Source organism: Staphylococcus gallinarum, assembly GCF_000875895.1.
GTDB classification, from domain to species: Bacteria; Bacillota; Bacilli; order Staphylococcales; family Staphylococcaceae; genus Staphylococcus; species Staphylococcus gallinarum.
On the sequence record NZ_JXCF01000007.1, the window covers coordinates 329,006 to 341,049 of the forward strand.

A 12,044-nucleotide genomic window follows, 5' to 3' on the forward strand; every position below is an offset into this window, starting at 1 on the left:
TGAACACTCCCAATAAATTCACTGCTTAACTACTTGTAATAGAAACAGAAGAAAGTAAATTTTGGCCTTTTACAATTTTCTTCTTGTCTTTAGTAGTATAACCTTCTCTAATTTCTGTCATCGCCTTACTTAAATCTTTATTTAAACGTTTAATATCTTTGTCTTTTGATTTATCTGAATCGCTCATGCTTTCCTTATCAATCTGTGTTGTATAATCACTATACGCACTATCAATTTGGTTATTTATATCCGTTAATTTAGATTCAATGTTCTTATTGCCTTTATTCTTTGTAACATCATCGTCAATTTGATTGTAATCATCGATACGTTTGGCAACATTTTTATAATATGTAGATGAGGCCTTTAAATTTGTTGCTTTTTTCTTATTTTCTTTAGCTTGTTTCATATTTTTCTTGTCTTTATTTAATGAAGCAATTTTTTGATTTTCTTTACTTATATTTTGCTTTAGCTCTTGAATATTGCTCTTCAATTTATGGTTATCATCTCTTAGTTTGGTTGTTTTTTCTTCTAACGGTCCTAAGTTTTGACTGCCACAACCAGCCAATAAACATGTTGCACTTATGATTGCCACAATTTTTTTCTTCATTCGTCTACTCCTAATTTAAAAACTATAAATTTGTATATTAATTATGCTATCATTTTAATGTATATAACGAAAATGTACAAATCAATTGATGAGGGGGATTTTAAATGTCAAGATTAACAAAACTTAATCAGTCACTTAAAGAAAAACATTTAGAAGCCGTAGTGATACTATCAGATTACAATAGACGCTATTTATCAGGCTTTACAGGGACAAGTGGTGCATTAATCATAACTGAATCCAAACAATTACTAATAACAGATTTTAGATATATTGAACAAGCTACTTCACAAGCACCTGATTTCACAATCATTAAGCAACAAGGTGCATTAATTGACGAAGTGAAGCAACAATTAGAACAATTAAATGTTCAAAACGTTGGATTCGAAGGGGATTTAGTAAGCTATGATACATATTTACAATTAAGTAAATCATATATCAGCTTAATAAGTATTTCAGGATTAGTTGAGCAAATTCGTGAAGTTAAAGACGAATCAGAAATTGCTATTATTCAAAAAGCTGCTGAAATAGTAGACCAGACATATGAATATGTTCTAGAAATAGCAAAAGCAGGTATGACCGAGCAAGAACTTAAAGCTAAGTTAGAAAGTAAAATGTTATCATTGGGAGCAGAAGGTCCTTCCTTCGATACAATCGTAGCTTCTGGTTATAGAGGCGCATTACCTCATGGTGTAGCAAGTGAAAAAGTCATTGAACAAGGAGAATTAATCACTTTAGATTTTGGTGCATATTATCAAGGATATGCTTCTGATATTACTCGTACATTTGCGATTGGTGAACCTGATCCAAAATTAAAGGAAATATATCAAATCGTGCTAGACGCTAACTTAAAAGCAGTAGCAGCAGCGAAACCTGGAATGAGTGGTAAAGCACTTGATGCGATTGCACGTGACTATATTACTGAACACGGTTATGGTGATGCCTTCGGTCATTCATTAGGTCATGGTATTGGTTTAGATGTTCATGAAGGCCCTAATTTATCAAGAAAATCTGAAAATGAATTAGTGCCTAATAACTGTGTTACAATAGAGCCAGGTATTTATATCGATGGATTAGGTGGCGTACGTATTGAAGATGACATTTTAATTACAGAAAATGGCTGTGAATACTTTACTAAATCCACAAAAAACCTTATTATTTTATAGAAGACCTTATAATTTAGGAGGAAACTGAATGATTTCGGTGAATGATTTTAAAACAGGCTTAACAATTTCAGTAGATAATGGTATTTGGAAAGTTATTGACTTCCAACATGTAAAACCAGGAAAAGGATCAGCATTCGTACGTTCTAAATTAAGAAATTTAAGAACTGGCGCAATTCAAGAGAAAACATTCAGAGCTGGTGAAAAAGTTGAACAAGCTATGATTGAAAACCGCCGCATGCAATACTTGTATGCTGATGGAGATTCACATGTATTTATGGATAACCAAACATTTGATCAAACTGAATTATCAGCAGATTACTTAGAATATGAATTGAAATTCTTAAAAGCTAACATGGAAGTTCAAATTCAAAGTTATGAAGGCGAAACAATTGGTGTTGAATTACCAAAAACTGTTGAGCTGTTAGTAACAGAAACTGAACCAGGTATTAAAGGTGATACTGCAACAGGTGCTACTAAATCTGCTACTGTTGAAACAGGTTATACTTTAAACGTTCCTTTATTCGTTAATGAAGGAGATACACTTGTGATTAATACAGGTGATGGTAGTTATATCTCAAGAGCGTAATACGCCTTGCTAAATAGTTACACATTTGATTTCATAACGAATGTATTCAAACCTTTCCAATACATAATGTTTTGGAAAGGTTTTTGATGTTTAGATTAAATTAAAATCATCACTTCTATTCTTTTAAATTAGCTAGGCTATAATTTTATTTTTTAACCATCATACATAATTAACGTTAACGCTTACTTAATATAAACCCATAATGTTATAAATAGTGCGCTATGAATAATATTCTGTTTATTATAGAAAGTATGTATATGCTTGAATTGAAGAAATCACTAAAGTAAAATAAAATAGGTAAATGATAACAATCTAAAGGAGTCAGTATTTATGAATTTTAAAGAAATAAAAGAATTGATTGAAATACTTGATCAATCAAGTTTGACTGAAATTAATATCGAAGACAAAGGTAATGTCGTAAATTTAAAAAAAGAAAAAGAAACTGAAATTATAACTCCTCAAATAGGTCAACAACCTGTACAACAAGTGGCACCTCAACAAAGTGTGGCTGCTGCACCGACAGCAAATACTAATACTGAAGATGCAAGTGCAACATCATCAGATGACAATTTAAAAACAATTAATGCACCAATGGTTGGTACATTCTATAAATCTCCTTCACCAGAAGAAAGTGCATATGTCCAAGTAGGTGATTCAGTTTCAAACGAAACTACTGTATGCATATTAGAAGCTATGAAATTATTCAATGAAATTCAAGCGGAAGTTTCTGGAGAAATTGCTGAAATACTAGTCGAAGACGGTCAAATGGTAGAGTATGGCCAACCGTTATTTAAGGTGAAATAATGAATAAGATTTTAATAGCAAATAGAGGAGAAATTGCAGTAAGAATCATTCGTGCTTGTCATGACTTAGGATTACAAACTGTGGCTATATATTCTGAAGGAGATAAAGACGCATTACATACTCAAATTGCTGATGAAGCATATTGCGTTGGGCCAACACAATCTAAAGATTCTTATTTAAATATTCCTAACATACTATCAATTGCAACATCTACAGGTTGTGATGCAATACATCCTGGTTATGGCTTTTTAGCTGAAAATGGTGACTTTGCTGAATTATGTGAAGCTTGTCAATTGAAATTTATTGGACCAAGCTATGAGTCTATTCAAAAAATGGGTATAAAAGACGTGGCGAAAGAAGAAATGAAACGTGCTGATGTACCGGTTGTTCCTGGTAGTGAAGGTTTAGTAGAAAATATTAAAGACGCTAAATCAATTGCAAACAAAATTGGATACCCTGTAATCATTAAAGCGACTGCCGGTGGTGGCGGTAAAGGCATTCGAGTTGCTCGTGATGAAAAAGAGTTAGAAACTGGCTTCAAAATGACTCAACAAGAGGCAGAGACTGCATTTGGTAACGGCGGACTATATTTAGAAAAGTTCATTGAAAACTTTAGACATATTGAGATTCAAGTCGTAGGTGATAGCTTTGGTAATGTCGTTCATCTTGGTGAAAGAGACTGTACAATCCAACGTAGAATGCAAAAATTAGTAGAAGAAGCACCATCTCCAATCTTATCCGATGAACAGAGAAAAGAAATGGGTAACGCAGCTGTAAGAGCTGCTAAGGCAGTTAAATATGAAAATGCCGGTACAATAGAATTTATCTATGATTTAAATACAAATGATTTCTATTTTATGGAAATGAACACACGTATTCAAGTTGAACACCCTGTTACTGAGATGGTTACAGGTGTAGATTTAGTTAAACTCCAACTTAAAATAGCGATGGGCGAACCATTACCGTTTAAACAAAAAGATATTAAGATAAATGGGCACGCTATAGAATTTAGAATCAATGCAGAAAACCCTTATAAAAACTTTATGCCATCACCAGGGAAAATCACTCAATATTTAGCACCAGGTGGATTCGGAGTAAGAATTGAATCTGCATGTTATACTAATTATACAATTCCTCCATATTATGATTCGATGGTCGCTAAGCTTATTGTGCACGAACCCACTAGAGATGAAGCAATTATGGCAGGTTTACGTTCATTAGGAGAATTCCTAGTATTAGGGATAGATACAACAATTCCATTCCATATACGCCTATTAAATAATGATATCTTTAGAAGTGGAGAATTTAATACTAAGTTTTTAGAAACTTATAATATTATGGATGAAGAAATTGAATAATTAGGAGGTATGTGACATGGTAAAGGTAACAGAAACATCACATTCCAACTTGGGTAGAATAGAAATTGCGCCAGAAGTATTAACTGTTATAGCAAGTATCGCTACATCCGAAGTGAAAGGGATTCGTGGACACTTTAAAGAATTGAAACAAACTAATATTGAACAAGTGAGTAAAAAGCAACTGCATAAAGGGATAAAAGTAGATGCTAGAGAAGACGGTATATTTATTGATGTATACTGTGCCTTAAGTTATGGAGTGAATATTTCAGAAACAGCTCGCCATATCCAACAAGCGATCTTCAACTCATTAACAACGATGACAACGATTGAACCAAGTCAAATCAATGTTCATATTACAAATATCGAACCCGAAAATTAAAATTTAATAAAACAAGAGCACAGTTAATCTCAATAGTTAAATTAGCGGAATGTATGATGTTCAAATTAGTATACATACTTTCTGCTAATTTATATTAAGAAAATGATGCTTGAAGGAGTTTAAAATGAGTCGAAAAGAATCAAGAACACAAGCCTTTCAAACTCTATTTCAACTTGAAATGATGAATACTGATTTATCTATTGATGAGGCAATCAGTTTTATCAAAGATGATAATCCCGATTTAGAATTTGAATTTATAAATTGGTTAGTTTCAGGTGTGAAAGATCACGAAAGTGTATTGGACCAACAGATACAACCGCATTTAAAAGATTGGAAATTAGAAAGATTACTTAAAACAGACAGAATTATTTTAAGAATGGCTACATTTGAACTATCTAACAGTTCAACACCAAAGAAAGTTATCATCAATGAAGCGGTCGAACTAGCGAAACAATTTAGTGATGATGAACATTATAAATTTATTAATGGTGTATTGAGCAATATTGAATAAAATGAGTGATATAAATGGCTGAATATTTAAGTATTACTGCGTTGACTAAGTATATCAAGTATAAATTTGATCAAGATCCTCACCTACAATCTGTGTTAATTAAAGGAGAGTTATCAAACTTTAAAAAACATAGTAGTGGGCACCTTTACTTTAATGTTAAAGATAACAATAGTTTAATTAATGCAATGATGTTTAAAGGGAATGCATCAAAGCTCGATTTTGAACCGAAAGAGGGCGACGAAGTATTAATAGAAGCTAGGGTTTCCGTTTTTGAAAAGCGAGGAAATTATCAAATTTATGTAAATAAAATGCAATTAGATGGTGTAGGTAACCTATATCAAAAATTAGAACAATTAAAGGAAAAACTTACTAAAGAAGGCTTTTTTAATCAAGAATATAAAAAGCCCATTCCAAAATATCCTAAGAAAATTGCAGTTCTGACTGCTGGTACAGGCGCTGCAATCAGAGATATTCACAGTACGATCAATAGTCGCTATCCGTTAGTTGAACAGATACAATTAAATACATTAGTTCAAGGTGCACAAGCAGAAAAGGACATCATAGATAAAATTCAACAAGCGGACCAATTGGGTGTGGATACGATTATCATTGGCCGTGGTGGAGGATCAATCGAAGACTTATGGAATTTTAATGAAGAAACGGTAGTTAAAGCAATTTTTGATTGTCAGACACCAATTATTTCAGCTGTTGGTCATGAAACTGATTTTACACTGAGTGATTTTGTAGCGGATGTTAGAGCTGCTACACCTACACAAGCGGCAGTGATTGCTACACCTGATCAATTTGAATTACGTCAGTACTTAACACAAACAAAGCTTTCACTCACACGATATATTAAACAACATATTCAACAACAGCAAAAATATTTGGATCATGTTTCATCTTATTATAAATTTAAAACACCAACATTATTGTATGATCAACAAATCCAAAAACGTGATGAGCTTGAAAGACAACTGAATTTAATTATTGATTTAAAACTAAAGCGTGAATCTCAATCACTACAGTTATTAGCTAATCGACTTAATTTAAAAAATTTCAAACAACATATTACAAGTGAGCAACAAAAGCTGAGTCAACAACATGATAAATTAAATAAACAAATTAATGCGCTACTTACGACATTCAAGAATGATTTAGGTAGAAAGTTAGAAAGCTTAAACAATTTAAGTCCGACAAACACGATGTTACGCGGTTATACAATTGTTAATAAAGATGATAGTGTTATCACCAGCACACAAGATTTATCTGCTGGTGATAATATTGAATTAACTATGAAAGATGGCGTAGTGGACGCACAAGTTAAGAAAGTTAGGTGTAAAGATGAGTAATGAAAATAATCAAAGTTTTGAAGATATGATGACTGAATTAGAAGGCATCGTGCAAAAGCTTGATAATGAAAATGTTTCTTTGGAAGATTCTTTAAGTTTATATCAAAGAGGTATGACATTATCTGCTAAATGTGATGAAACATTGAAAAATGCTGAACAAAAAGTAAATGATTTAATGTCTAACGAAAAGGATGTCGCTGAAAATGAATCCAAAGATGAATAATTTACAACTTGAAATCAATCAATTACTCTCAGAATCAATTCCAAATTCTGCTCTTAACACTAACTTGGAAGAAAGTATGCTATATTCATTAAATGCTGGTGGCAAACGCATAAGACCGGTAGTGTTGTTATTAACTTTAGAAATGCTTAGTGGCGATTACGAGAAGGGTATATCATCAGCAATTGGTCTGGAAATGATTCATACATATTCTTTAATTCACGATGATCTTCCACCAATGGATAATGATGATTATCGTAGAGGAAAGCCTACAAATCATAAAGTATATGGTGAGTGGAAAGCAATATTATCTGGTGATGCGCTGTTAACCAAGGCTTTCGAGCTTATTTCAAATGATCAAGCTTTAACAGACTTAACAAAGATTAAATTAATTCAACGTCTTTCTAATGCTAGTGGTCATCTTGGAATGGTTGGTGGCCAAACTTTGGATATGCAAAGCGAAGGTACACCAGTTGATTTAGAAACCTTGGAACAGATTCATAATGCTAAAACGGGTGCATTACTTAAATTTGCAGTCATGGCAGCAGTCGATATCGCGAATCCAAGTTCGGATGTAGCTAATAATTTAGAACTTTATAGTGAACACTTAGGTTTAATGTTCCAAATTAAAGATGATTTGCTCGATATTTATGGTGATGAAACTAAATTAGGTAAAAAAGTAGGCAGTGATCTTGCTAACGATAAGAGTACATATGTATCATTGTTAGGTAAAGAGGGTGCCGAAGAAAAATTAGCGTATCATACGCAAGCTGCTTATGATTGTTTAGCAAATTTACCCGATAATTATGATACAACACAACTAGATGCCATAATAAAATTATTTAACGACAGAGAATCATAATTATAAGCAATCACTCAAATTTACAATTGAAACAGTACCGCTTTGTGAATACATTAGATTTATTAGGACATACAAAAATATTATCTTTCGTTATTATATTTGTATGTTATAACTGGAGCAAATTTAAAAATGGTATTGTCTAAATTCCAACAAGTCATTAACAATCAATTGAATTCGGTATGAGCGGGAACATATATTTATAAAGCATAAACGTCAACTTCTATTATCTCATAATTGAAGTTGACGTTTTCTTTATTTAATTCATTGACGCATATATTCTGATTTTGCATAAATAACTTATAAACAATTTTATAATTATTCATTATGAAAGTTTATTTCATTCTATCCAATTACAATTAAATCAATCAAATTCATTTAATTACAATGATTATCTCGTCCAAATTTAGCGTGGTTATGGTGTTTAATTGGGTAAAATTACTAAATAACTTTAGTAGTCGTATTTCTATGCATGTGTTAAACTTGTTGTATAAATATTCGTTTACAGAGGTGTAAGTTATGGCTAAAAAATCAGTAAGACATATTAAAATACGTGAAATCATATCTAATGAAAAAATAGAAACTCAAGATGAATTAGTAAGACGCTTGAATGAATACGAACTCAACGTTACTCAAGCGACAGTATCTAGAGATATCAAAGAACTTCAACTTATTAAAGTCCCCACGCCAACAGGTCAATATGTTTATAGTTTGCCAAATGACAGAAAATATCACCCGTTAGAAAAGCTTGGCAGATATTTAATGGATTCATTTGTGAATATTGACGGAACAGGTAATTTATTAGTGTTAAAAACATTACCGGGTAACGCCCAATCAATTGGTGCCATATTAGATCAAATTGACTGGGATGAAGTGTTAGGTACAATTTGTGGTGACGATACATGTTTAATTATATGTAGAGATGAAGAAGCTGGTGAAACAATCAAGACACGTATCTTTAATTTACTATAATTTTAAGGAAGTGAGTAAACATGCTACAAACTTTATCAATAAAACAATTTGCAATTATTGATGAATTAGAGGTTCATTTTGGTGATGGGCTAACTGTTCTCAGTGGAGAAACAGGTTCAGGTAAATCAATTATAATTGATGCAATTGGACAACTTATTGGTATGCGTGCTTCTTCAGATTATGTAAGACATGGTGAAAAGAAAGCCATTATTGAAGGTATCTTTGACATAGACGATAGTAAAGAAGCATTGACTCTATTAAGTGAGTTGTCAATCGACAGTGATGAGGACTTTTTGTTAGTTAAAAGAGAAATATTTAGCTCAGGCAAAAGTATTTGTAGAATAAATAATCAAACAGTAACATTACAAGATTTGAGAAAAGTAATGCAAGAATTGCTTGATATCCATGGACAACATGAAACACAAGCATTATTGAAACAAAAATATCACTTACAACTTTTAGATAATTATGCTGAAGATACTTATGCGAAGTTGTTACAACAATATATTGATACGTTTGATCGATATCAAGCAAAGAAAAAGGAACTTGAAGAATTAGAAACAGCTGATCAAGCATTACTACAAAGGTTAGATTTGTTAAAATTTCAGCTAGATGAAATTAAAGAGGCACATTTGAAAGACGGCGAAGTAGAACAACTTGAAACAGACATTAAACGTATCCAAAACTCTGAAAATTTGAGTCTTGCTTTAAATAATGCTCATCTAACACTAACTGATGAACACGCAATAACTGATCGATTATATGAATTAAGTACACAATTAGAATCGATTGGGGAAATTTTACCGGATAAATATGATAAATTAAAGGATGAAGTAGATCAATTTTACTATACGCTTGAAGATGCTAAACACCAAATTTATGATGAATTAACAAACACAGAATTTGATGAACAATACTTAAACGAATTAGAATCTAGAATGAATTTATTAAACAGTTTAAAGCGCAAATACGGTAAAGATATTACTGAATTAATCATTTATCAAGAGAAATTAGAATTAGAAATTAATAAAATAGAAAACTACGAAGAAAGCACTTCACAATTACGTGAACAGATTAATGAATTATATCAACGTGTATTGGATTTAGGAGGCCAATTATCTAAAGAAAGACGTAAAGTGGCTCAACAACTAAGAAACCATATCGTTGATGAAATTCAAAATTTACAAATGAAAGATGCTAACTTAGAAATTTCCTTTAAGCCATTAGATAAACCTAATCGTGAAGGTATTGAATTTGTTGAATTTTTAATTAGTCCTAATAAGGGAGAACCTCTTAAAAGTTTAAATAAAATTGCTTCGGGTGGAGAACTATCAAGAATCATGCTGGCACTTAAGACAATATTTGTTAAGAGTAGAGGTCAAACAGCAATATTATTTGATGAAGTTGATTCAGGGGTTTCTGGCCAAGCAGCTCAAAAAATGGCAGAAAAGATGAGAGATTTAGCTCAACATATTCAAGTTATTTGTATCTCTCATTTACCACAAGTTGCAACAATGAGTGACTATCACTTATTAATAAGTAAAGCTTCAAACGACGATAGGACGACTACTCAGGTCAAAGAACTAACCGGTGATGAAAGAGTAGATGAAGTTGCACGTATGATTTCAGGTGCTAGTGTTACAGAACTTACACGTCAAAATGCTAAGGAAATGATTGAACAAAATCATGCTACAAAGCAATAATTTATTATTGTTAAAAATTGTATTAAATCGTGCGATTAATAATAGAAGGGCGTTGATGTAATGCAATACAAACATTTAGTTGAGCCGAACCAAACATTAAACGGCAAGGTAGCAGTTTTATTTGCTAATGATGAAAAAATAATCTCTGTATTATTAACAGTGTTAGAACAAACAGATATAGAACTTTATTTATATGATATTGAAGATCCTACAGAGTTAATTCGGTCATACAACATTGATAGTACACTGATCAATAGAGTTCATATTTATCAATTCGATTCAGAACAAGCATTGTACAACACTTGTTCGAATGATTTGGCCCAAGGCAAAGTTACAGTGTTAATGAAAGGCAATATTGAAGATAGCAAGATGTTTTCATTTATTTTAAGCAATCGACAATTTATGGAAAACTATGGTTATTTAAGTCATGTAGTATGTTTAGATTTGCCACATTATCATAAACATCTAATGATGAGCGATGTGTATTTTAATGTTGCGCCTACGGTTGAAGAAAAGAAGCAAATAATTAAAAACTTGCAAAATTTTGCACAGGCAATTGGTTATAAACAACTAAAACTAGCATTATTATCTTCTGTTAATAATCCGAATAAAAAAATTTTTTCTGCTACCGAAGCCGAAAAAATAAAACTCACCTTTGAACGCATTGGCAACAATGATTTATTAATTGAAGGACCACTAACATTTGAAAATGCTACAGATATGGAAAGTGTTATAAAAAATAATCTTAAATCTGAAATTGCTGGTGATGTGGATGCTATTGTAGTCGCTAATAAGGATGTTGGAGATCCTTTATATAAAGCGCTCAAATTATTTGGTCAAGCACGAATTGCAAGTCTAATTATTGGTGCGAAGTTTCCAATTGTTTTTAGTGAAAGATCCGCATCCAAACAAAGTAAAATAGACTCACTGATATTAGCATTAAAAATTAATTCATAGACGAACTATTATCTCTTTGTAAATTTAATTAAAAGATATCAGAATAGGTTTTTAATTTTATAAACAGTTTATTTGATGTAAACTGTAATAGGAAGCAAATACAATGTTTGCTAAAATGGTCAATTATTGACCCGAAATTTTGTTATGTAACATGTTGACTATTCATGTTTTGGGACATTCTATGGTAAAGTATTAAGTGGCCATAAAATAAGTATCTTATAGATGCAATTCAAAATGCGGTTTTTTATAATATAAATTAGTAGCAGGTTATAAAAATCAGCGATTGGCATTAACCTTCTTAATATAAAGGAAACAATTTTATGTTCGTGATGAGAAATTATATATCGTTTATATGTTCTTTTTAAAATAACTTTCATACTTCAAAATTCATTTGAACTATGAAAGTTATATTAATTGGCACATCAAAATATATGACCACATAAACTCACACAGAAAGATAGAAAATTCGCTAAATATATTAGAGGTTTAATGTCGTATAATGATTCGCTAAATGGTATGTCATTATTTTAATGCACATATTAACGGCGAAAACATATAGTTAGGAGTTAAAAT

The 12,044-nt window shown here is 31.6% G+C and carries 13 protein-coding genes; 12 read left to right on the forward strand and 1 reads right to left on the reverse strand.

Features of this window, described 5'->3' with window-relative positions; genetic code table 11:
- Positions 1 to 25: 25 nt before the first annotated feature.
- Positions 26 to 607, reverse strand: a complete 582-nt coding sequence (locus SH09_RS05380; protein ID WP_042738597.1) for a hypothetical protein — start codon at positions 605 to 607, stop codon at positions 26 to 28.
- Between the two features lie 104 nt (positions 608 to 711).
- Here SH09_RS05380 and SH09_RS05385 point away from each other — a divergent pair, with 104 nt between their 5' ends.
- The 12 genes from SH09_RS05385 (at position 712) to SH09_RS05440 (ending at position 11,471) form a co-directional block, all read left to right on the forward strand.
- Positions 712 to 1,770 carry a M24 family metallopeptidase gene (locus SH09_RS05385; protein ID WP_042738598.1) on the forward strand — a complete coding sequence of 353 codons (1,059 nt, stop codon included), beginning with the start codon at positions 712 to 714 and terminating at the stop codon, positions 1,768 to 1,770.
- Between the two features lie 28 nt (positions 1,771 to 1,798).
- On the forward strand, positions 1,799 to 2,356 hold the full coding sequence (gene efp / locus SH09_RS05390) for an elongation factor P (RefSeq protein WP_042738599.1): 558 nt from the start codon (positions 1,799 to 1,801) through the stop codon (positions 2,354 to 2,356).
- 330 nt (positions 2,357 to 2,686) lie between these two features.
- Positions 2,687 to 3,160 carry an acetyl-CoA carboxylase biotin carboxyl carrier protein gene (gene accB / locus SH09_RS05395; RefSeq protein WP_042738600.1) on the forward strand — a complete coding sequence of 158 codons (474 nt, stop codon included), beginning with the start codon at positions 2,687 to 2,689 and terminating at the stop codon, positions 3,158 to 3,160.
- Complete coding sequence (accC, locus tag SH09_RS05400; protein WP_042738601.1) at positions 3,160 to 4,518, forward strand: acetyl-CoA carboxylase biotin carboxylase subunit; 1,359 nt, start codon at positions 3,160 to 3,162, stop codon at positions 4,516 to 4,518. Before accB ends, accC begins: the two co-directional genes overlap by 1 nt.
- A gap of 16 nt (positions 4,519 to 4,534) precedes the next feature.
- The gene (locus SH09_RS05405; RefSeq protein ID WP_042738602.1) at positions 4,535 to 4,897 is read left to right on the forward strand and encodes an Asp23/Gls24 family envelope stress response protein; all 363 of its coding nucleotides are present in this window, start codon (positions 4,535 to 4,537) and stop codon (positions 4,895 to 4,897) included.
- 124 nt (positions 4,898 to 5,021) lie between these two features.
- Positions 5,022 to 5,408: a transcription antitermination factor NusB gene (nusB, locus tag SH09_RS05410; RefSeq protein ID WP_042738603.1), complete on the forward strand. Its 387-nt coding sequence runs from the start codon at positions 5,022 to 5,024 to the stop codon at positions 5,406 to 5,408.
- A gap of 14 nt (positions 5,409 to 5,422) precedes the next feature.
- Complete coding sequence (xseA, locus tag SH09_RS05415) at positions 5,423 to 6,760, forward strand: exodeoxyribonuclease VII large subunit (protein ID WP_042738604.1); 1,338 nt, start codon at positions 5,423 to 5,425, stop codon at positions 6,758 to 6,760.
- On the forward strand, positions 6,753 to 6,983 hold the full coding sequence (locus SH09_RS05420; RefSeq protein ID WP_042738605.1) for an exodeoxyribonuclease VII small subunit: 231 nt from the start codon (positions 6,753 to 6,755) through the stop codon (positions 6,981 to 6,983). The genes xseA and SH09_RS05420 overlap by 8 nt, the downstream gene beginning before the upstream one ends.
- On the forward strand, positions 6,964 to 7,842 hold the full coding sequence (locus tag SH09_RS05425; protein WP_042738606.1) for a polyprenyl synthetase family protein: 879 nt from the start codon (positions 6,964 to 6,966) through the stop codon (positions 7,840 to 7,842). Before SH09_RS05420 ends, SH09_RS05425 begins: the two co-directional genes overlap by 20 nt.
- Positions 7,843 to 8,358: 516 nt before the next feature.
- Entirely contained in the window at positions 8,359 to 8,811 is a 453-nt protein-coding gene (gene ahrC, locus SH09_RS05430; protein WP_042738607.1) for a transcriptional regulator AhrC/ArgR, read from the forward strand.
- 20 nt (positions 8,812 to 8,831) lie between these two features.
- The gene (gene recN / locus SH09_RS05435; protein ID WP_042738608.1) at positions 8,832 to 10,514 is read left to right on the forward strand and encodes a DNA repair protein RecN; all 1,683 of its coding nucleotides are present in this window, start codon (positions 8,832 to 8,834) and stop codon (positions 10,512 to 10,514) included.
- Positions 10,515 to 10,574: 60 nt separating this feature from the next.
- On the forward strand, positions 10,575 to 11,471 hold the full coding sequence (locus SH09_RS05440; protein ID WP_042738609.1) for a phosphate acyltransferase: 897 nt from the start codon (positions 10,575 to 10,577) through the stop codon (positions 11,469 to 11,471).
- Positions 11,472 to 12,044: the final 573 nt, after the last annotated feature.

Excerpts from the sequence above, each read along its gene's own strand:
- SH09_RS05380 (WP_042738597.1), bottom strand. The coding sequence starts at position 607 with ATGAAGAAAAAAATTGTGGCAATCATAAGTGCAACATGTTTATTGGCT.
- SH09_RS05385 (WP_042738598.1), top strand. The coding sequence starts at position 712 with ATGTCAAGATTAACAAAACTTAATCAGTCACTTAAAGAAAAACATTTA.
- efp (WP_042738599.1), top strand. The coding sequence starts at position 1,799 with ATGATTTCGGTGAATGATTTTAAAACAGGCTTAACAATTTCAGTAGAT.
- accB (WP_042738600.1), top strand. The coding sequence starts at position 2,687 with ATGAATTTTAAAGAAATAAAAGAATTGATTGAAATACTTGATCAATCA.
- accC (WP_042738601.1), top strand. The coding sequence starts at position 3,160 with ATGAATAAGATTTTAATAGCAAATAGAGGAGAAATTGCAGTAAGAATC.
- SH09_RS05405 (WP_042738602.1), top strand. The coding sequence starts at position 4,535 with ATGGTAAAGGTAACAGAAACATCACATTCCAACTTGGGTAGAATAGAA.
- nusB (WP_042738603.1), top strand. The coding sequence starts at position 5,022 with ATGAGTCGAAAAGAATCAAGAACACAAGCCTTTCAAACTCTATTTCAA.
- xseA (WP_042738604.1), top strand. The coding sequence starts at position 5,423 with ATGGCTGAATATTTAAGTATTACTGCGTTGACTAAGTATATCAAGTAT.
- SH09_RS05420 (WP_042738605.1), top strand. The coding sequence starts at position 6,753 with ATGAGTAATGAAAATAATCAAAGTTTTGAAGATATGATGACTGAATTA.
- SH09_RS05425 (WP_042738606.1), top strand. The coding sequence starts at position 6,964 with ATGAATCCAAAGATGAATAATTTACAACTTGAAATCAATCAATTACTC.
- ahrC (WP_042738607.1), top strand. The coding sequence starts at position 8,359 with ATGGCTAAAAAATCAGTAAGACATATTAAAATACGTGAAATCATATCT.
- recN (WP_042738608.1), top strand. The coding sequence starts at position 8,832 with ATGCTACAAACTTTATCAATAAAACAATTTGCAATTATTGATGAATTA.
- SH09_RS05440 (WP_042738609.1), top strand. The coding sequence starts at position 10,575 with ATGCAATACAAACATTTAGTTGAGCCGAACCAAACATTAAACGGCAAG.